Raw genomic sequence first — 20,234 nt, forward strand, 5'->3', positions numbered from 1 at the left:
GGGGCCCGAGAGGGGCTGGGGAGGTCCCCCATACACCCCCCCCCCCACACCGCAACCCCCCCCCCCCCCCCCCCCCCAACGGCACCCCCCCCCCCCCCCCCCCTCCCCCCCCCCCCCGGCCCGGTACGTCCTGCGGGGGCTGCGGCCGTGGCCTCAGCCGATCGTCCAGAGCTGCAACGCCGACCCGGTGTCGGCCTGCTGGGTGACCCGCGCGCCGTCGGCGGCGGACGCGGTGGTGAGCAGCAGGCCGCTCTTGCGGGAGGCGATCCGGTAGCCGCCGGGGGCCGCGGTGACCAGCCAGCGCTGGTTGCTGCCGCCGGTGCAGGTCCACTGGACCACCTTGGCGCCGGCCGCGGTGGAGCCGCCGTTGACGTCCAGGCAGAGCTTGGACTCGCCGTTGGCGATCTGGTAGCTGCCGTCGGCCTGCCGGGTGAGGACCCAGTCCTGGTTGGCGCCGCCGTTGGGTGTCCAGGTGACCATCTGGGTGCCCTGGGCGGTGGAGTGGCCGGGATCGTCGAGGGCCTTGCCGGAGACGGTCAGGGTGTGGGTGCCGTCCAGCGGCGGGTTGGGCGCGGTGCCGGTGGCGGTGAGGGTGAGGGTCTGCTCGGCGGCGCTTCGGGTGCCGCCGACGGGGTTGCCGCTGGTGTCGGTCCAGCTCCGGACGGGGGTGGTCTCGGCGGTCCGGCCGCCGGCGGCGGAGAGGCCGAGGACGAGGCCGCTGTAGCGGTTGACCAGCTTGAACGTGCCGGTGGCGGCCCCGGCGGAGGAGCTCCCGGGGACGACGAACCACTGCTGGCCGACGCCGGGCCCGTCGGTGCCGGCGGCGGTGACGGTGGGCAGGGCGCCCCAGGCCCGGCCGGCGACGGCCGTGGAGTCGACGCCCAGTAGCCGGCCGGTGGAGGCGTTGGCGATCCGGTAGGAGCCGTCGCCGTTGGCGGCGAAGGTCCAGGACTCCAGGGCCGATCCGGTGGCGGTGGCCACCGACGTGGTGGCCGGGCCGCCGGGTACCTGGGCGAGCACCCGGCCGTCGGCGTTGCCGATCCGGTAGGTCTTGGCGAGGTCGACCGGGGGAGCGGCGGGTGCGGAGCTGCCGATGGTCACGTTCACGTACTCGCCGGACGCGCCGCCCGAGCAGCCGAACGCGCAGTACGAGCGGAAGGACTTGCCGACGATCGTGGAGCTCGTCCGGTTCGCGCCGTCGAGGAACCACCGGTACCAGGACGCGGTGTGGTAGCCGCCGGTGTCGCCGATCGGTACCCACTTCTGGGTGGAGAGGTCGTCGGTGGCGTAGTACTGCTGGGGCGCCGAGCCGCTCTGGTCGACCGCCTGGGGTTCGCCGATGTAGAGCCCCAGGTAGGCGTTGTAGGTGATGTCCATGACGAACAGCGGCGAGGTCGGGGGCATCGTGCCGGCCGCGACCTGCTGGGCGACGGTGCCGGGGTTCGCCGGGTCGTACTCGCCGGCGGCCGGGGTGTAGCCGGTCGGGTGGGCGGGGTCGGCGGGCACCATGTTGCTCTCCCGGCCGCCGACGCCCGGCTGGGACCAGGCGCCGTCGTACCACTTCTGCCACGAGTCGGGTGCCATCTTCGCGGAGATCGGCGCCCGGGCCACGTGCTCGTGGAAGGCCTTCCAGCCGCCGCCCTTCTCGACGATCCGCGAGCCGTAGAACACGTAGAAGTAGCCCGAGGCGGTGTCGACGAAGAGGCGCTGGTCGCCGTCGCCGTAGTGGAAGGTCTGGTGGGGGAAGGCCGCGGTGTCGCCCCGTGTGGTGCTGTAGGGCGAGGTGATGACGTGGTCCTTGATGGTCCACGTCCGGCCCTGGTCGGTGGAGACCGCGTAGTCGACGGCGTCGAAGTGGAGGCCGTCGCCGAAGGGCTGCGGGGTGAACTCGTTGTGCACCAGCCCGTACCAGTGGCCGGTGTCCGGGTCGACCCAGACGCCGGACAGGTCGCAGAAGTTCTTCTGGGAGTACGAGGACCCGGCGGGCGCGTAGCTCGCGGTGAGGCCGGTGGGGCTGTTGTTGCACCGCCAGGTGGTGTCGTCGTTCCGGTCGCCGGGGTTGGCCGGGTTGACGGCGCTGCTGGTCGCGCTCGACCGGGTGGCGGAGTCGAAGTCGCGGCCGGTGAAGAAGTCCCAGTACCGCGGCTCGGTCGCGCCGTACAGCGCGGCGGACTGCTGGAACCAGAACGTGCCGTCCTTGTCGGTGTACGGGACGGCGGGGGTGTCCGTGGGGTGCCGGTAGGTGACGGGCGCTCCGACGCTCACCGTGTACGTGGCGGCGGTGGCGGCGGTCGGGGTGGGCGCGGGCGGTGCGGCCGAGGCGGGCGCGGCGACGCCCGCGCTCAGTGCCAGGAGCGCCGGGGCGAGGGCGGCGGCGAGGGCTCTGCGGGGTGGGGCGGACACGGGGTCTCCTTCGCGGCAGGGGGCGCGGGCGAGCGGCAGTGGGGGGCCGGTCGCGGTGTCGGGTGGAGCAGCGTCGGGTGCAGCGGTGTCATGTGCAGCGCCATGCAGTATCCGGCCCCGTAACACACAGATGTCAACACCTTCGATCAGAAATCTGCATTTCTGGTTTCCTAAACTGTTCGAAGCTGCTTGAATCTAGCCCCAACGCGCCATGTATCGGCAGACGGCAGCGCCTCCACACTCCCCGCGCGCACCCGCCCCACACTCCTCACATACCTCACGCACCGACCCCCCGAGGACCGCATGCTCCAGATCTCCCCGGCCGGCTTCACGCTCGACGGACGCCCGCTGCGCCTGCTCTCCGGCGCCCTGCACTACTTCCGCAGCCTGCCCGCGCAGTGGCCGAGCCACCTGCGCATGCTCCGCGCGATGGGACTGAACACCGTGGAGACGTACGTCCCCTGGAACCTGCACGAGCCGCGCCCCGGCATGTACGACTTCACCGGCCGGGCCGACCTCGGAGCCTTCCTGCGCGCCGCCGCGGACGCCGGACTGCACGCGATCGTCCGCCCGAGCCCCTACATCTGCGCGGAATGGGAGAACGGCGGCCTGCCCTGGTGGCTCCAGGCCGACCGGAGCCTGCCGCTGCGTACCAGCGACCCGCGCTTCCTGGCCCACGTCGACCGCTGGTACGACGCGCTGATCCCGCTCCTGGCCGAGCACCAGAGCACCCGCGGCGGCAACGTCCTGATGGTCCAGATCGAGAACGAGTACGGCTCCTACGGCACCGACCGGGACTACCTCGCCCACCTCGCCGACGGCCTGCGCGCCCGCGGGATCGACGTCCCGCTGTTCACCTCCGACGGGCCGGAGGACTTCTTCCTCACCGGCGGTACCCTCCCCGGGCAGCTGGCCACCGTCAACTTCGGCAGCCGCGCCGACGAGGCGTTCGCCGAACTGCGCCGCCACCGCCCCCAGGACCCGCCGATGTGCATGGAGTTCTGGAACGGCTGGTTCGACCACTGGGGAAAGAAGCACACCACCCGCCCCGCCGAGGACGCCGCCGCGGCCCTGCGCGAGATCCTGGAAGCCGGGGCGTCCGTCAACCTCTACATGGCCCACGGCGGCACCAACTTCGGCACCTGGGCCGGCGCCAACACCGCCGACCCCCGCACCGGCGAGGGCTACCTGCCGATCGTCACCTCCTACGACTACGACGCGCCCCTGGACGAACGCGGCGCCCCCACCGCCAAGTTCTGGGCGTTCCGCGAGGTCCTGGCGGCGTACGCGGACGGCCCGGTGCCGGAGCCCGAGGAGCTGCCGGCCACGCTGGCGCCGTGCCGGGTGGAGCTCGACCGGTCGCTGCCGCTGGCGGACGTCGTCGACCGCCTCTCCACCGGGGCGGTCCGTTCGGCGGTCCCTCTCTCCTTCGAGGACCTCGGCCTTGCGCACGGCCTCGTCCGCTACCGGACCACGATTCCCGGCCCGCGTGCGGAGTACCCGCTGACCGTCGCGGGGCTCGCCGACCGGGCCCACGTCCACGTCGACGGCGCCCACCTCGCGACCCTGGAGCGCGACGCCGAGCACGAACCGCTGCTCGTCCCGGTGCCCGGTCCACAGGCCCGGCTGGAGCTCCTGGTCGAGTCGATGGGCCGCGTGAACTACGGGGCGGGGATCGGTGACCGGAAGGGGGTCGCCGCCGTCCTGCACACCCAGCAACACCTGCAAGGGTGGACCGCCGACCCCATGCCGCTGGCCGACGGCACGCCTGACCGCCTCCCCTGGGACGCGGCGGTGGCGCCGGCTGCCGGCCCCGGCCCAGCCTTCCACCGCGGCACCTTCGAGGTCGCGGAGCCGGCCGACGGCTACCTGGCGCTGGCGGGCTGGACCAAGGGCTACGTCTGGGTCAACGGCTTCCTGCTCGGCCGCTACTGGGACCGCGGCCCGCAGTGCACGCTCTACCTGCCGTGGCCGGTTGTGCGCAGCGGGTCGAACGAGATCACCGTCCTCGAACTCGACCACTGCGCCGACCCCGTCGTGGACCTCGTCCCCGGCCCCGACCTGGGCTGACACCGACGGCGACACGGCTCGCCGAGGGGCGGGCCGTGTCGAAACCGAGACCGCTTCGTTGCCCTGCTCTCTCTAGGCAGATGCTCGATTCTGAACAATACTCATCAGAAATAAACATTCGAGAGCAGAACTCCGGGCATCCCCAATCAGATCCCCCAGCATCCAAAGGACCAGATCCATGGCGAAGACACGAATCCGCACCCGACTGCTGGCCGCCGCCACGGCACTGCCGCTGCTCTCCGGCATCGCGGCCTGCAGCTCGGGCGGCGACGGCGGTTCGAAGGTCGGCGGGACCGCCGAGGTCACCTTCTGGGGCTGGGCGCCGGGCTACGAGGAGGCGGCGGCCCAGTTCAACGCGACACACACGGACGTCCGGGTCAAGTTCGAGAAGATCGTCTCCGGCAGCAAGGGCGGCTACGCCAAGATCTTCGCGGCCGTCAAGGCCGGCAACGCGCCCTGCCTGGCCCAGGTCGGCTACGAGTCGCTGCCCAGCTTCGTCGTGGAGGGCGCGGTCCAGGACGTCGGCAGCGAGGCCGGAAAGTACCAGTCGGGCTTCGGCGAGGGCGCCTGGAACTCCGTCAAGGTCGGCGGCCAGGTGTACGGAATTCCGGTCGACATGGGCCCGATGGCGCTCTACTACCGAACCGACCTGTACGCGCAGTACGGCCTGAAGCCGCAGGCCACCTGGGAGGAGTTCGCCGCCGACGCCGGCAAGCTGCGCGCCGCCAACCCGAACGGCTACCTCAGCGTCTTCAACCCGGACGACCCCTGGTGGTTCGCCGGCATGTCCGCTCAGGCCGGCGGCAGCTGGTTCGGCACCGACAGCAAGGGCTGGAAGGTCTCGCTCGGGAGCGACCCGGGCACCGCGAAGGTGGCGAACTACTGGCAGGGCCTGGTCGACAAGGGGCTGGTCAAGTCCGAGCAGAGCGGTACCCCCGACCTCTACAAGGAGTTGCAGGACGGCACGCTCGCCGCGTACCCCGGCCCGGTCTGGTTCTCCTCCATCCTCGAACAGAACGCGGCGCAGGCCTCCGGCAAGTGGGCGGTGGCCCCGATGCCGCAGTGGCAGGACGGCACCAAGTCGGTCGGCAACGACGGCGGTTCCTCCACCGCGGTGGTCAAGGGCTGCAAGAACACCGCGGCGGCGCTGCAGTTCGCCAACTGGATGAGCACCGACGCGGCGGCCGTCGCCACCCTGGTCGAGAAGGCCGGCATCTACCCGGCCTCCACCAGCGGCGTCGCCGTCCCGGCCCTGGCGAAGCCGAGCGCGTACTTCGGCAACCAGCCGATCTTCGACGTCTTCAAGCAGGCGTCGACGCAGGCCGCCCCGTGGAACTGGGGCCCGACCATGACCCAGACCTCCAGCGACCTCACCGACGCCTTCGGCGCGGCCGTCTCCTCCCACGGCGCCCTGACCGCCGCCCTGGGCACCGTCCAGAACAAGACGGTCGAGGCGATGAAGGCCAAGGGGCTGACGGCAACCGCCGGCTGACCCGGACCGTGGGCGGACCGCGCGCACCTGACGGACGGCACGGTCCGCCCACCCGGGCACCGAGCAGCGCACTGAGCAACGCAACGCACCGACCGGCGGACCGACCGACCGCCAGCACGAGAGAGAACCCCAGATGAGCGCAGCAACCCCGGTGGTGACGGGCCGCACCGGCCCGAAGGCCGCCACCACCCGACGGGGGCCGGCCCGCAACCGCGCGGCCCTCGGCTTCCTGCTCCCCTTCGGACTGCTCTTCACCGCGCTGTTCCTGCTGCCCATCGGGTACGCGGTCTGGCAGAGCCTCTTCCGGATCGAGCGCTCCGGCCTCGGCTTCGGCCCGGCCAAGACGGTCTTCGCCGGAGTCGACAACTACACCGCGGCCCTGGGCGACGGGTCGTTCCTCGCCGGCATCGGGCGGGTCCTGCTGTTCGGCGCCGTCCAGGTCCCCCTGATGCTCGGGCTGGCCCTCGGCCTCGCCCTGCTGATCGACGCCAAGGGCACCCGGCTGCGGAAGTTCTTCCGGCTCGCCTACTTCCTCCCGTACGCGATCCCCGGCGTCGTGGCCACCATCCTCTGGGCATTCCTCTACCTGCCCGGTACCAGCCCGCTGGTGTCCGGCCTCAAGGACCTCGGCATCGACGCCGACCTCCTCTCCTCGGACACCGTCCTGTGGTCGATGGCCAACATCGTCACCTGGACCTGGACCGGCTACAACATGCTGGTCATCCTCTCCGCCCTGCAGGCCATCCCCAGCGACCTGTACGAGGCCGCCGACCTCGACGGCGCCGGGCCCTGGCGGATCGCCTGGCACATCAAGATCCCCCTGGTGGCCCCCGCCCTGGTGCTGACCGGGATCTTCTCCATCATCGGCACCCTCCAGCTCTTCACCGAGCCGATGGTCCTGCACTCGCTGGCCTCGACCGTCTCCGCCGACTACACCCCCAACATGGCGGCGTACAACGCGGCCTTCGGCAACAACGACTACGGCAAGGCGGCGGCGATCGCCGTCCTGCTGGCCCTCGCCACCTGTGTCCTGTCCTTCACCTTCCTGCGCCTCTCGGTGCGCATCACCGGAAACCGGGTGGCCGCATGAGCACCGTCGACCTCGAACGCCGCCCCTCGGACGCCGATCCCACGGCTGCCCGGCCCGGGCGCCCCGCCCGCCGGTCCGTCCCCGGCCGCCGTCCCCGGCCCAATGTCCTCGGCACGGCCGTCCTCTTCGTGCTCTCCGCCTACTTCCTGCTCCCCGCGTGGTGGCTGCTGGTGGCCTCCACCAAGAGCAGCAGCGACCTCTTCGGCAGCGACGGCTTCTGGTTCTCCGCCTTCCACCTCGGCGACAACCTGCACGACCTGGCCACGGCCAACGACGGCCTCTACTTCCGCTGGCTCCTCAACACCGTCCTGTACGCCGGGGTCGGCGCCGCGGCCGCCACGCTGCTCGCGGCGATGGCCGGCTACGCGCTCGCCAAGTACCGCTTCCGGGGCCGGGAGGCGGTGTTCAACACGATCCTCGCCGCCGTGCTCGTGCCCGCGCCGCTGCTCGCCCTGCCGGTCTACCTGATGCTGTCCAAGGCCCACCTGGTCAACACCGTCTGGGCGGTCCTCCTGCCCAGCATGATCAGCCCGTTCGGCGTCTACCTCAGCCGGATCTACGCCGCCGCGTCCGTCCCGGACGAGATCCTGGAGGCCGCTCGGATGGACGGCGCGGGGGAGTTCCGGATCTTCTTCACGGTGGTCCTGCGGATCTTCTCGCCGGCGCTGGTGACCGTCTTCCTGTTCCAGTTCACCACCATCTGGAACAACTTCTTCCTGCCGCTGGTCACGCTCTCCGACCAGAAGCTGTGGCCGGTCAACCTGGGCCTCTACTACTGGAACGGCCTCAAGGACCACACCCCGTACAACCTGGTGGTCACCGGCTCCCTGGTCTCCGTCGTCCCGCTGGTCGTCGCCTTCCTGCTGCTGCAACGGTTCTGGCGCACCGACCTGACGGCGGGCGGCGTCAAGGCCTGAGGCCACGGCGCCGCCGTTGTGCCGGCGGCGCACAGTCATGTGCAGCCATGCGCCGCCGGGGCCGGGTCAGGCCCGGCGGACCCGCACGCCGCAGTTGGTGAACGCCGTCTGCTGCTCGTCCGAGAGGCCGTCGTCCGTCACCAGGTCGTGGACGTCGGAGAGCGGGCAGATGCGCGCGAACGTGACCTTGCCGGCCTTCGTGCTGTCGGCGAGGACGACCGATCGCGCACTGCTGCGCAGGAACGCCCGGTCCGTCTGGGCCTCCATCTCGTCGTGCGTGGTGCAGCCCTCCTCCGCGGTCAGGCCGTCCACCCCGATGAAGGCGATGTCCAGGTGGTACTGCGACAGCATCCGGTCGGCGGCCGGGCCCACCAGCTCGTAGCTGGCCGTGCGGGCGATCCCGCCGATCACCACCAGCCGCACCTCGGGGCGGACGATCAGGTCCGCCGCGATGTTCACCGCATTGGTCACGACGGTGAGGCCGCTCCGCTCGGCGAGCACCCGGGCCAGCTCGCTGGTGGTCGTGCCGCCGCTGAGGCCCACCACCGCGCCGTCCGGCACGAGTTCGGCCGCCGCCTGGGCGATCCTGCGCTTCTCGTCCCGCTGCTTCTCGCTGCGGTGGCGCAGCGGCAGTTCGAGGTTGACCGATCCGGTCACCGCGCCGCCGCGCGTGCGGTGCAGCAGGCCCTGTTCGTGGAGCTCCTGGAGATCGCGGCGCACGGTCGCGGTCGAGACGCCCAGCAGCTCGGCGAGGGCGTGCACATCGGCGCTCCCCGCTTCGGTGACGTGCGAGAGGATGCGGGCGGCGCGATCAGCTTTGAGCATGCCCCGAGTCTAGCCCGGTCGGACGCGCACCGAGCCGGGGTCAGCTGAACGAAGATGACCATGACAGGCGCCTGGCAATCAGTTCCACTCACAGGTCCGGACAGCTGCACGGCGCAGCCCCGGCGGAATCGGTTCTGCGCGCATGAACCCGGCCGGCGGCTGGAACAATCGCGGGAGACGAGAGATCGATCCACGATCGGGGCAGGTATGGACGGCGGGCTGAAGGCGATCACCGACGCGGTACGCGAGGTCGAGAAGGTGTTGCGCGACACCGTCGTCGCCCCGGGCCGAGGAGACCGGGACCGCGTTGTCCTGGCCGACGAACCACCCCTCCTGGCCGCGGCCGCCGCCCTCCTGGAAGCCGTGAAGGACTTCACCGCCAGCTACCCCACCCGCATGACCACCCCCGGCTCCCGCACCGCCTTCGACCGGGCCACCAAGGAACTGGACGGCCTCGTCCGCCAGTTCCGCGAGGCCGAACGCAGCGCCGCGAACCACCGGGCCTGACCCGGACGCGCCTGCCGTGTCCGGCCCGGTGGGGCCGACCACCGGCGCCGCCCGCGCCCCCCCAGGAGGGCCCGGAAAGAAATCTGCCGGGTCGTTGAGTACATCGGCCGCGCCCTCCGTACTGACGGGCAACGGGCGGGGCCGCAGCCGATGAGGCGGGTGCTCGCCGTAGCCGACCGGACCTCACACCCTCGGGGGAGAACACCATGTACGCGTTCCGCCGCACCGCCGTCCTCGCCGCCGCCACGGCCGTCGCCCTGCTCGCCACGGCGTGCGGCCCCGACGGGGACCCGGCCCCGGCGGCCCAGGCCCCGACCACGCCGAACGCGCCGGCCACGTCGGCCTCGCCCACCGGGGCCGCGCCGGGCACGCCGGCCGCGCCGGGCAGCTCCGACCCGGGCAAGGCGGCGGTGAAGGGCTCGCTGGCCACCGTCACCTCGCCGCAGTTCGGGCCGATCGTCATCGACGGCCTCAACTACACGCTGTACCGCTTCGACAAGGACACCGCCAAGCCCTCCGCCTCCAACTGCAACGACGCCTGCGCCGCGAAGTGGCCGCCGGTGCCCGTGAGCGAGCAGGCCACTGTCAAGGGCGTGGACGCCAAGCTGGTCGGCTCGGTGACCCGCGCCGACGGCACCAAGCAGCTCACCCTGAACGGCTGGCCGCTGTACCGCTTCGCCGACGACAAGGCCCCCGGCGACACCAAGGGCCAGGGCGTCGGCGGCACCTGGTTCATCAGCACCCCGGACGGAAAGAAGGCCCAGGCGGCCCAGCCCGCCGGCGGCTCCTCCTACTGACGCCCCCTCGGACCGCGGGCGGCGGCCCGCCCGGCCCCCGGGGCACCCGCCGCCCGCAACCGCGCCCCGCCCGGCCTCGACGAGGAGAGACCCATGCGGCACGATACGGCCGTGAGCGACTACCCTCCGGCGGCCACCGGGCGAGGGCCCGGCGCCGGCACCGACACCGACGCGGGAGCGGAGCTGATCCGCGCCCTGCACCGGGAGCACGCCGCCCCACTGCTGCGCTTCGTCCTCCACCTGGTCGGCGGGGACCAGCTGCGGGCCGAGGAGGTGGTCCAGGAGACCCTCCTCCGCGCCTGGCGCAACATCCACCGGCTCGACGGCCGCCAGGGCTCGCTGCGTCCCTGGCTGGTCACCGTCGCCCGGCGGATCGTCCTCCACGGGCCTCGCAGCGGCCTCCCGAAACCCCGTGAAGCCGACGACACCGCCCTGGAGTCGATGCCCGCCGAGGACGAACTCGCCAAGGCCCTGCGGCTGATGGCGATGGCCGACGCCATGGAGGCCCTCAGCCCCGCCCATCGCGAGGTGCTGGCCGAGACCTGCCTCAAGGGCCGCACCGTGAACGAAGCGGCCGTGGCGCTCGACCTCCCGGCCGACACCGTCCGGGCCAGGGTCTTCTACGCGCTGCGCTCACTCAAGATCGCACTCGAGGAACGAGGAGTGACATCGTGACCACCCCGGAGGGACTGCACCTGGACGTGGGTGCCTACGCCCTCGGGCTGCTCGAACCCGGGGAGACGGCGCAGTTCGCGGCACACCTCGAAGGCTGCGCGCGGTGCGCCGCCGAGCTGGCCGAGCTGTCCGGCCTGGAGCCGCTGCTGGCCGAGTTCGCCGAGGCCACCCGACCGGCCGGCGCCGCACGGGGCGCGGCCGCCCCTGACCTACTGCCGCAGCCGAGCCCGCAGTTGCTCGACCGCCTGGTCGCCCGGACCGCCGCCACCCGCCGGACGGCCCGCACCCGCCGGCTGTTCCTGGTGGCCGCCGTCGTCGCGCTGCTGATCGGCGGCCCCCTGCTCGGCGCGGCCGTACGCGGCGCCGACACCGTCGCATCGGCGGACCACCACCCGACCAGCCCAGCCTCCTGGCTGATGGACAGCGGCGAGCTCCACAGCGCCACCGACCCGAGGACGGGTGCGGCGGCGACCGTCTCGCTGGAGGACAAGAAGTGGGGCACCCACGTCGCCCTGAAGCTCGGCAACGTCCAGGGCCCGCTGAACTGCTCCCTGATCGCGGTCTCCCGCTCCGGCAGGGAACAGCCCGTCACCAGCTGGGCGGTGCCCCCGGCCGGCTACGGCGTGCCGGGTGCCACCGACCCGCTCGTCACCCACGGCGGGGTCGGCTTCCCGGCCACCGAGATCGACCACTTCGAGGTGCGCACCGACGACGGCCGGCAGCTCGTGTCGATTCCGCTCCGGGCTTCCTGACCTCCGGCCGGCGGCGGTGGCTTCCGCCTGCGGGCCCCGGGAGCCGCCTCCCTGACGGGTCGCAGTCGGGGCCCGCCCCGGGTTCACCCGGCTCCACCCGTGGTCGACCGGCCGTCCCACCGGCCGTCAGCGTGGCCGCAGTCCGTCGAAGACCACCTCGAAGATCCGCTCCCGGGCGGCCGGGTCGGCCCTGAGCTGCTCCATCGTCGCGCCGGTACCGACCAGCAGGGCCATCAGTTCCGGCAGGCCCAGCTGCGCGCGGACCACCCCGGCCCGCTGAGCCCCGGACAGCAGCTCGGCCAGCCGGGCCTGGATCTGCGCGGTCGGCTCCCGCAGGGACGCATGCACGTCCACCCCGGCCGCGGCGAGCGCCTGGGTGAACTCGTTCTTGCCCGCGGACTGTTCGATCACCAGGCGGAAGCAGCCGAAGAAGGCCTCGGCCGGATCGGCCTCGGCCGCCAACTGCGCGGTCAGGGCCGCCAGCTCCTCCAGTCTGCGCACCATCACCGCCTCCAGCAGCGCCTCCTTGGTGGGGAAGTGCCGGAAGAGGGTGCCGACCCCGACGCCGGCGGCCCGGGCGATCTCCTCGGTCGGCACGCCGACGCCGCGGGTGGTGAAGATCTCGGTGGCCGCATCGAGCAGCCTGGCCCGGTTCCGGGCCGCATCGGCCCGCAGCGGGCGATCCTGAGCGTCGCTCATCCCACTCTCCCTCCCGCGCCGATGGCGGTACCACTGTGGACAACCGGAGTCGCCAGTCCGTATCGTTGAAAACGGAGTCGCTAGTCCGATTCTAGCGGCAGAGACTGCTGGGGGTTGATCATGTCCAAGACGCTGTCACCGCGCGAGGTCTTCCGGAAGCTGATCGAGGGCATCGGCGCAGGGCGGTACTCGGAACTGGCCGAGCTCTATGCCGAAGACGCGGTGGTGGAGACCGTTTTCGAGCCGGTCGGGCCGCGCCGGTTCGAGGGGCGGGCCGTGCTCAGGGAGCGGTTCGCGGAGGTTTCCGCGAGTTCGCCGGTGGAGTTGACCCCGGTGAACGTGGTGGTCCGGGAGACCGACGACCCGGAGGTGGTCGTCGCCGAGTTCGACTACAAGGTGCACCACCGGGTGACCGGACGGACTTTCCAGAGTGCCAACATGCAGGTACTGCGGGTCCGCGACGGCCTGATCGTCAGCAGCCGGGACTTCCACGACCATCTCGCCCTCATCGTGGCCGGCGGCGCCCTGCCTCAGCTGGTGGAGGCGTTGGAGGGCAGGTAGCGCGTGCGGGACGCATGAACACCGCGACCGGCGGACCGGGCGCGTCGGTGGCCTGGCCGGGGGTCGTTCCCGGGCTCACTGCCCGAGCTGCTGGCCACCGTCGACGCCGAGGCGGCCGCGCGGGTCGGGCCCGACGGCGGTGCGTGACGTCGGGCCCGACGGTGAGGTGTGACGCCGGACCGGTGGATCAGGCCCGAGCGGCCGCCACCGCCGCCGGTCCGGCCCATTCCTCGGCGAGCAGGCCGAGGACGACCTCGTCGCTGTAGGTGCCGTACGTCCACGCGGAGCGCCTGAAGGTCCCTTCGAGGACGAATCCCGCACCGGTCGCGGCGGCGATCATCGGCGCGTTGTCCGCGAGGGTGTCGACCTGGAGCCGGTGCAGCCCGCGAACGGTGAAGCCGTACAGGCACAGGACGTCGACCACCTCGCGCGCCAGGCCCCGGCCCCGGAAGGCGGGACGCAGCGCGATGCCGAGGTGGGCGCCGCGGTTGTGGGTGTCGATACCCCAGAGCAGCGCCTCGCCGGCCAGCTCGCCCGACGCGAGCTCGACCACCGAGAAGCAGGCCGCCTCCTCGGAGGGTGCGGCCACGGCGTACGGGGACTCGGCGGCCCCCGGCGAGATGGGCTGCCAGGGGCGGGAGTCGGCTCGGGAGCGGGTCGCGACGTCGTCGTACAGTTCCGCCTGCAGGACGGGGACGTCGCTGTCGTGCCGGGCCCGGAGGGCGATCTTGGAGGTCAGTAGCATGTCACATGGTTTACAGCCACGAGGGCGCCCCCGCAATCGAATTTGGCGCGCCCCGCCGTTACGGCGAGGTCGGCCCAGACCGGACAGGATCGGTCATGGCGACAGATCCCCTGCCGGCCCGGGCGCTGGTGCCCGGGCCGGCTCCGCGCAGCCGGTCACGACTGCCGGACGCACTCGATCAGATAGTCGCCGGTCGCAGGGTCGATCGTGACCCCGTGCGTCTCGCTGCGGAACCCGGGGAACTGCCGGTCGAACTCCTCCAACGCTCCCAGGTAGCGCAGCAGCGGACCGCCGACCTCGCCGACGGCCTCGCCCGGCATCAGCACCGGGATCCCCGGCGGCGTGACCGTGACCATCGCGGCGGCCACCCGGCCGGCGGCCCGCGCCAGTGGCAGCCGCTCGGTGCCGCCCCGGATCAGCTGCTGGTAGCAGTGCTGGGGCGGCGCCACCGGTTCGGGCAGCTCGCGGAACGCGGTGTCAAGGGCGTCGATCAGCTCGGCCCCGGTCAGGTGCTCGTGCATCTGTCGGCAGAGCTGCTTGAGCGTGAGGCCGGCGTAGCGGTGGGGAGACTGCTCGACGAGGCCGGGCAGGACACGGTCGAGCGGCGTGTCACCGTCGTGCAGCGCCTTGAAGTCCATCAGGGCGTCCATCAGGGTGCCCCACTTCCCCTTGGTGATGCCCATGGAGAAGAGGACGAGGGTGCTGTAGCTGTCGGTCTTCTCGACGACGATGCCGCGGGCGGCCAGGTAAGTGGTCAGGATCCTGGCCGGAACGCCCCAGTCGGCCGTCTCTCCGGTGGCAGTGACGCCCGGACAGGTGATGGTCACCTTGATCGGGTCGAGCAGGCAGTACCCCTCGCTGAGATCGGGGAAGCCGTGCCATTCGGCCTCCGGCTCCAGATGCCAGCACCGCGGCTCACGGCTCAGTAGCGCGGACGGCGCGTCGGCGAAGTCGAAGCGCTCTCCGGTGGCCGGATCGGTGACGGTGGGCGGCTGCCACACCCCGAAGAACCACGAGGGCCGGTCGCCGGCGCCGGCGATCCGCCGCGCCGTCCGCACCACGGCCTGGCGGAACCGGATGGCCTCGGTGACCGCCTCGTCGATCAGCCACTGCCCCTGCGGGCCGTCCATCATGGCCGTGGCGACGTCCAGCGAGGCGATCCCGGGGTAGAACGGCGAGGTGGTGCCGTGCATCATGAAGGCCTCGTTGAACCGCTCGTGCTCGACCGGAGCCCGGGGAGCCGACCGCACGTGGACCATCGCACTCTGGGAGATGGCGGCGAGGAGCTTGTGCGTCGACTGCGTGGAGAAGACGGTGGGCCGCAGCGGGTCGTCGAAGGTCTCCGGGCCGACCGCCATACCGTAGCGGCCCGCGTACAGCGGGTGGAAGCGGGCGTAGGCGAACCAGGCCTCGTCGAAGTGCAGCCGGGGCGTGCTGGGCGCGAACGCGCGGGCGGTCTGGACGGTGTCGTAACACAAGCCGTCGTACGTCGAGTTGGTGATCACGGCGTACTGCGCGTCCGAGGCGACCGCCCCGGCCGTCAGCGGGTTGGCCGCGATCCGGGCGCGCACCGCCGCGGGATCCGTCCGAGTCGGCGGCAGCGGCCCGGCGAGCCCGTAGCCGTTCCGGGTCGGCACGAGGTAGACCGGGCGGGCGCCGGAGATCACCAGCCCGTGCAGCACCGACTTGTGGCAGTTGCGGTCCACCAGGGCGATCTCGTCGCGAGTGACGCTGTAGTGGCCCACCATCCGGTCGGCCGTGGAGTCACCGTGCAGGACGAAGTACGTGCGGTCGGCCCCGAAGACCCGGGCGGCGTTGCGCTCGGCCTCGCCGATCGGGCCGCTGTGCTCGAAGAGGGAGCCGAGCTCGCCGACCGAGATCGACAGGTCTGTGCGGAACAGTCGCTCGCCGTAGTAGTCGAAGAACGCCCGCCCGGCCGGGGACTTGAGGAAGGCGACGCCGCCCGAGTGGGCCGGGGTGTGCCACGAGTACTCGTGCGCGTCGTCGAACCGGCACAGCGCCTTGAAGAACGGCGGCAGGATGTCGCTGTGGTACGTCCGCGCGGCGGCCGCGACCCGGCCGGCGACGAAGGCCGGAGTGTCCTCCAGGGGCCAGATGTAGCCGGTCACCACCTCCGAGACCCAGAGCGGTAGCGCCTCGAACTCCCGCTCCGCGTCGGACAGGACGAGGAACGACGGGAGGCCCTTGAAACGCCGCCCGATCGTCCGCAGCACGGCGGCACCGCCGCTCTCCGCGCCGTCCGGCCCGGCACCGGGCTCGCCGCCGGGCGCGAGATCCCACGCGACGACGGCCGCGGCGAGCCCCGCCTCCGTCTGCAGCACGGCCTGCGCGTCCCGGGCGGTGCCGGCCCACCGAAGTTCGAAGCCCCGGTTCTCCAACTCCTTGCCGACCCGCCGGAGCTGCTCACCGGCGGCGCCCGTCCGCACCGGACCCTCGTGCAATGCCAGCAGGACCGCGCTCTTCCCCATCGGCCACCACACTCTTTCCCTGATCAGGAGGCGTTGATATCGCCTCAGTGTCAGCGTCGGAGGGCACGTGCCAGAGACTTTTGCCACCTTGTTCGCCCGATCGAGTGGCAGCCGGCGTACCGTGCGTGACGCCGGCGGGCCCGTACGCGCGTAACGTTACGAGGTGCCCCCGGCCGTGCGGTTGGTAGCGGTTGGGGTGCGGCAGGCACGCCCGACTGTCACCGGTCCGTCCGAGGGCTGAAGTCCGGATCAGGAGAGCAGCACGTGAGTACAGCGCAGGCCGGCCCGGGGGACTACAGCCGGGTGCCCAACCCGGAGCAGGCCCTGAAGTACGCGATTCGGCACATCGCGGGTGACCGCGTCGAGATCGTCGAGGGAGTCATCACCCCCGTGTCGCCGTCCTGGGCCCATGAGACCGCCGTCGACCTGATCCGCGAACAGATCGGGCCCCGCATGCGCGAACTCGATCTCCGCGCCGGGTCCGGGAACCTCGACCTGCCCGGCACGGAGAACTTCTATGTACCGGATCTGGCGGTGGTACCCGCCGCACTGGCCAGGACCGAAGGCGCGCTGCTGCCGGACCAGACCGTGCTGGTCGTCGAGGTGACGTCCCCGTCGAACGGCGACACCGACCGGACGGCCAAGCGACGCCGCTACTCGCAGTTCGGCGCTCCGGTCTACCTGCTGGTGGACCGCCAGGAACGCACGTGCACGCTGTTCTCGCAGCCGGGACAGCTCGGCTACACCCGCGTGGAAGGGCCGCATCCGTTCGGCACCCCGCTGCAACTGCCGGCCCCGCTGGCGCTCGAACTCGACACCACGGGGTTCTGACCCCGGCCCCGCAGTGCAGCCCCGGCCCGCGCGGGTCAGAACTCGTCGGCTCCGTTGCGCAGCTCGGGCGTCCAGTAGCCGGTGGCCCAGGCGGCCGGGTCGACGGCGATGCCTTCGGCGCCGGGTGCCTTGACGGTGGTCTGGCCGTTGCTGCCGCTCAGGGTGACGGAGAACGCGGTCACGGGCTCGTTGTTCTCGTGGACGCCGCCGTTGGAGAGCTTCACGAGGGCGTAGGCGGGGGCGCCCGGGGCGAGGACGACGGGGGCGGCGGGCTTGCTCTTGGCGACGGCGGGGACGTTCTCGCGGTGGCTTTCGAGGAACTGGATCTGCGGGTAGTCATTGAGCCTGCAGCTGTGGCCGCTGGTGTTCTTGGCGGTCAGGACGATGTGAGTGTAGGGCGGCCCGTCCTGGTGGGCGGCGCTGATGGCCACGTCCTTGACGGCGCACAGGGGCGTGGAAGCGGCGGCCGTCGGGGCGGGGGCCTTGGTGGCGGCGGGCTGCGCGGCACCGGCGCTGTCCCCGGTCCCTGTGCCGCTCCCGGTCCCTGCGCCCTGTGAAGCCCCGGAGCCCTGTGAAGCCCCGGCACCCTGGGCAGGCTGCGTCTGTGAGGCGGCCGGTGCGGCCGGTGCGGCGGCCTTGGTCGCCGCACCGCCTCCGCCTCCGGCAGCGCCGCCGTCGCCGTTGCAGGCACTGACGGTCAGGACGAGTGCGGCGGTGCTCACCGCGGCCAGGGCAGTGGTGCGGCTGCGGAAGGTGGTCATCGGAACTCCCCGTTGTCATTCGTACGGTGTGACGCAGCGTCCGGTGCGTCGGGGCACCACCCTGGCCCGGAGGTCGTCCCACCCGCCAGGCCCGGCCGCCGATCCGGGACGCCGGGACGTTCCATGCCTGCTGACCTGCGGAAACGCGCGAGCCTGGAATGCCGGTACGGGACGGCGCCGCCGCTTTGCCGCCCCGGCGACGGTTGTGCGCACCCGGCCGCCGGTGACCGGTCCCGCCGTCTCCCCCGAGGGCATCTTGTGGGAAAGCGGATGATCGCCTGTCATGCCCGCCGCGTTCCCCCTAGCCTGTGAGGGCTCACGGGAGGGGGAGACGTTGGAGCAACTCGGCGCCGCGGACCCGCAACAGGTCGGGCCGTACACGCTCATGGGGCGGCTCGGGTCCGGCGGCATGGGCGCGGTGTATCTGGGGCGGTCGGCCGGCGGGCGGACCGTCGCCGTCAAGGTGGTGCGGCCGGAGCTGGCCGAGGACGGGTCCTTCCGTGCGCGCTTCCGGCAGGAGGTCGCGGCGGCCCGCCAGGTCGCCGGAGCGTTCACCGCGCCGGTGGTGGACGCCGACACCGAGGCCGCGACGCCCTGGATGGCGACCGCGTTCGTGGTCGGCGTCTCCCTCCAGCAGGCGGTGGCCCGGCACGGCCCGCTGCCCGAGGAGACCGTGCGGACGCTGGCGGCCGGGCTGGCGGAGGCGCTGGCCGAGGTGCACCGGGCCGGGCTGATCCACCGTGACCTGAAGCCCGGCAACGTGCTGCTGGCGCTGGACGGGCCGCACGTCATCGACTTCGGCATCTCCCGGGCGGCCGACGGCACCGGGCTGACCACCACGGGCGCGGTCATCGGCTCGGCGCCGTACATGTCGCCGGAGCAGGCGCTGGGGGAGCCGCTCACCCCCGCGAGTGACGTGTTCGCGCTCGGCTCGACGGTCGCCTACGCGGCGCTCGGCACCCGGCTGTTCGGCGACGGCGCCGGGGCGGCGGTGCTGTTCCGCGTGGTGAACACCGAACCGGACCTGGGCGGGCTGCCGGACGGGATCCGGCACCTGGTCGCCGCGTGCCTGGCCAAGAATCCGAACCACCGCCCGGCGCCGGGCCAGCTCGTCGAGCTGGTGGAGCGGATCGGCCGCCCGGATCCGGCGGGCGGCTGGCTCCCGCAGGCCGTCGCGGCGGACGTCCTCGGCGTCCGGGGTGTCCTGACGGCGCTGCCCGGGCCGATGCCGGCCCCTCCCGCCGGTCCACCGGACGGCTCGCCACACGTCACGCCGCAGGGCCCGCCCGAGGCCACGCCGCCGTTCCCCGCGGACCGGGCGCCCGAGGACGCGGTACCCGGCCGCCGCCCGAGCCGCCGGGCCGTGCTGCTCGGCGCCGGCGGCGGTGTGCTCGCGGCGGCCGGGGCCGCCGCCACGATCGCCCTGCTGAGCGACCGCGGCGGCAGCGCCGGTGCCGGCGGCACGGCCACGGCCGGCGCTTCGAGCGGTACGCCGACCGCCCTCGTGCGCCCGTCCGGCCTCGACGTACCCGAGGCCAGACCGAGCTGGCAGGTGACGCAGCCGAATCCCTGCCCCCAGGTGCTCTCCGCCGAAGGCGTGGTGGTCTGCGTCTCCATCCTGAAGATCTGGGGCGTGGACGATGCCGGGCAGACCAAGTGGACGGTGGACGGCACCACCACCGGCGGCGTCTTCGCGATCGACCCGACCACCCCGCGGCCCGTCGCCGGGCTGGACGGCGGCCGGCTCCACGTCTCCGGCCAGGGGGCACTGGCGCCCGAATTCCTGAGCTTCACCCTGGCCGACGGGAAGCTCGACTGGAGGCTGGCGCAGGACCAGAAGAACCTGACGGGCGTCGTCGCCTTCGCCGGGATTCGCGCCGGCAAGGCCTACCTGCTCGGCGCGGGCGACGGCAAGGACCGTGGAGCCGCCCCGAGTGGCACCCACATCTGGGCGGTGGACCTCGCCGCCCGCCGGAGCCTCTGGGTCCACGGCGAGGACACGACGCTGGTCCAGACGGCGCTGCTGCCGGGCGACCGGATCGTGGTCTCCAACTTCGACCAGCTGAAGGCCCTGGACGCGAAGGGCGGGGTCGCCTGGGAACGCAGGCTCCCGCCGCTCAGCCTCGGCACCGCCGGGAAGTACGTCCTCGCCCTCGACAAGGACAGCACGCTGACCGCCCTGGACCCGGACGACAAGGGCAGCCCGGTGTGGACGGTGAGCGGCGTCGTCGGGGCCGCCCCGCGCGGTGACGGCTTCCCCGGCAGCGAGGACGGCAGCGTTCTGTACTTCCTCCGGAGGGACGCGGACGGCGGGTACTCGGTGGGCACCCTGGACCCGGCGAACGGTCGCACCGGCTGGAGGACGCCGCTGCCGCTCGACTCTCCGGAGGCCGCCCTCCTCGGGGCCCGCCTGCTCTGCGCCGACGGCAACCTCTACCGGATGGGGCCGGACGCCGTGATCTGGGCCCTCGACCCGGCGAACGGGAAGGCCCGCTGGAAGTACTCCGGACTGAAGGGGAAGGACACCTTGAAGCTGGCCTGGACGGCCGGCGCCGGACGGCTCTGCGTCTCCGACACGGCCACCCGGACGATCACCTCCCTGCCCGCGAAGGGGTCCTGA

The 20,234-nt window shown here is 72.6% G+C and carries 17 protein-coding genes; 11 read left to right on the forward strand and 6 right to left on the reverse strand.

Annotation, left to right across the window (positions count from 1 at the left end):
• Positions 1-153: 153 nt before the first annotated feature.
• A complete protein-coding gene (locus tag ACZ6NC_RS00200; protein ID WP_465727297.1) occupies positions 154-2,403 on the reverse strand; it encodes an RICIN domain-containing protein in 2,250 nt (749 codons plus the stop codon).
• Positions 2,404-2,706: 303 nt separating this feature from the next.
• Here ACZ6NC_RS00200 and ACZ6NC_RS00205 point away from each other — a divergent pair, with 303 nt between their 5' ends.
• The 4 genes from ACZ6NC_RS00205 (at position 2,707) to ACZ6NC_RS00220 (ending at position 7,972) form a co-directional block, all read left to right on the forward strand.
• Complete coding sequence (locus ACZ6NC_RS00205) at positions 2,707-4,473, forward strand: glycoside hydrolase family 35 protein (RefSeq protein WP_465727298.1); 1,767 nt, start codon at positions 2,707-2,709, stop codon at positions 4,471-4,473.
• 178 nt (positions 4,474-4,651) lie between these two features.
• Entirely contained in the window at positions 4,652-5,965 is a 1,314-nt protein-coding gene (locus tag ACZ6NC_RS00210; RefSeq protein ID WP_465727299.1) for an extracellular solute-binding protein, read from the forward strand.
• A gap of 133 nt (positions 5,966-6,098) precedes the next feature.
• Complete coding sequence (locus ACZ6NC_RS00215; RefSeq protein WP_465727300.1) at positions 6,099-7,055, forward strand: carbohydrate ABC transporter permease; 957 nt, start codon at positions 6,099-6,101, stop codon at positions 7,053-7,055.
• A complete protein-coding gene (locus tag ACZ6NC_RS00220; RefSeq protein ID WP_465727301.1) occupies positions 7,052-7,972 on the forward strand; it encodes a carbohydrate ABC transporter permease in 921 nt (306 codons plus the stop codon). Before ACZ6NC_RS00215 ends, ACZ6NC_RS00220 begins: the two co-directional genes overlap by 4 nt.
• A gap of 66 nt (positions 7,973-8,038) precedes the next feature.
• Here ACZ6NC_RS00220 and ACZ6NC_RS00225 read toward each other — a convergent pair whose 3' ends face one another.
• Complete coding sequence (locus ACZ6NC_RS00225) at positions 8,039-8,797, reverse strand: DeoR/GlpR family DNA-binding transcription regulator (protein WP_465727302.1); 759 nt, start codon at positions 8,795-8,797, stop codon at positions 8,039-8,041.
• Positions 8,798-9,004: 207 nt separating this feature from the next.
• Here ACZ6NC_RS00225 and ACZ6NC_RS00230 point away from each other — a divergent pair, with 207 nt between their 5' ends.
• The 4 genes from ACZ6NC_RS00230 to ACZ6NC_RS00245 all read left to right on the forward strand — a co-directional run bounded on the left by ACZ6NC_RS00230 (position 9,005) and on the right by ACZ6NC_RS00245 (position 11,528).
• The gene (locus tag ACZ6NC_RS00230; protein ID WP_465727303.1) at positions 9,005-9,304 is read left to right on the forward strand and encodes a hypothetical protein; all 300 of its coding nucleotides are present in this window, start codon (positions 9,005-9,007) and stop codon (positions 9,302-9,304) included.
• A gap of 206 nt (positions 9,305-9,510) precedes the next feature.
• Entirely contained in the window at positions 9,511-10,101 is a 591-nt protein-coding gene (locus tag ACZ6NC_RS00235; RefSeq protein WP_465727304.1) for a hypothetical protein, read from the forward strand.
• A 93-nt stretch (positions 10,102-10,194) separates the two neighbouring features.
• A complete protein-coding gene (locus ACZ6NC_RS00240; protein WP_465727305.1) occupies positions 10,195-10,776 on the forward strand; it encodes a sigma-70 family RNA polymerase sigma factor in 582 nt (193 codons plus the stop codon).
• On the forward strand, positions 10,773-11,528 hold the full coding sequence (locus ACZ6NC_RS00245; RefSeq protein ID WP_465727306.1) for a zf-HC2 domain-containing protein: 756 nt from the start codon (positions 10,773-10,775) through the stop codon (positions 11,526-11,528). The genes ACZ6NC_RS00240 and ACZ6NC_RS00245 overlap by 4 nt, the downstream gene beginning before the upstream one ends.
• 126 nt (positions 11,529-11,654) lie before the next feature.
• Here ACZ6NC_RS00245 and ACZ6NC_RS00250 read toward each other — a convergent pair whose 3' ends face one another.
• Positions 11,655-12,227: a TetR/AcrR family transcriptional regulator gene (locus ACZ6NC_RS00250; RefSeq protein WP_465727307.1), complete on the reverse strand. Its 573-nt coding sequence runs from the start codon at positions 12,225-12,227 to the stop codon at positions 11,655-11,657.
• Between the two features lie 120 nt (positions 12,228-12,347).
• Here ACZ6NC_RS00250 and ACZ6NC_RS00255 point away from each other — a divergent pair, with 120 nt between their 5' ends.
• A complete protein-coding gene (locus ACZ6NC_RS00255) occupies positions 12,348-12,788 on the forward strand; it encodes a nuclear transport factor 2 family protein (RefSeq protein WP_465727308.1) in 441 nt (146 codons plus the stop codon).
• A gap of 187 nt (positions 12,789-12,975) precedes the next feature.
• On the opposite strand, the gene ACZ6NC_RS00260 is transcribed toward ACZ6NC_RS00255, so the two are convergent.
• Positions 12,976-13,533 (reverse strand): GNAT family N-acetyltransferase, encoded by a 558-nt coding sequence (locus ACZ6NC_RS00260; protein WP_465727309.1) that lies wholly within the window; start codon positions 13,531-13,533, stop codon positions 12,976-12,978.
• Between the two features lie 155 nt (positions 13,534-13,688).
• Entirely contained in the window at positions 13,689-16,022 is a 2,334-nt protein-coding gene (locus tag ACZ6NC_RS00265) for an Orn/Lys/Arg family decarboxylase (RefSeq protein WP_465727310.1), read from the reverse strand.
• Positions 16,023-16,286: 264 nt separating this feature from the next.
• Here ACZ6NC_RS00265 and ACZ6NC_RS00270 point away from each other — a divergent pair, with 264 nt between their 5' ends.
• Positions 16,287-16,853, forward strand: a complete 567-nt coding sequence (locus tag ACZ6NC_RS00270; protein WP_465727311.1) for a Uma2 family endonuclease — start codon at positions 16,287-16,289, stop codon at positions 16,851-16,853.
• Positions 16,854-16,888: 35 nt separating this feature from the next.
• Here the strand turns inward: ACZ6NC_RS00270 and ACZ6NC_RS00275 are convergent, their stop codons facing one another.
• The gene (locus tag ACZ6NC_RS00275; RefSeq protein WP_465727312.1) at positions 16,889-17,614 is read right to left on the reverse strand and encodes a DUF4232 domain-containing protein; all 726 of its coding nucleotides are present in this window, start codon (positions 17,612-17,614) and stop codon (positions 16,889-16,891) included.
• A gap of 334 nt (positions 17,615-17,948) precedes the next feature.
• Between ACZ6NC_RS00275 and ACZ6NC_RS00280 the strand changes: the two genes are divergently transcribed.
• On the forward strand, positions 17,949-20,234 hold the full coding sequence (locus ACZ6NC_RS00280) for a protein kinase domain-containing protein (protein ID WP_465727313.1): 2,286 nt from the start codon (positions 17,949-17,951) through the stop codon (positions 20,232-20,234).

Source organism: Kitasatospora sp. NPDC041988 (assembly GCF_055588525.1).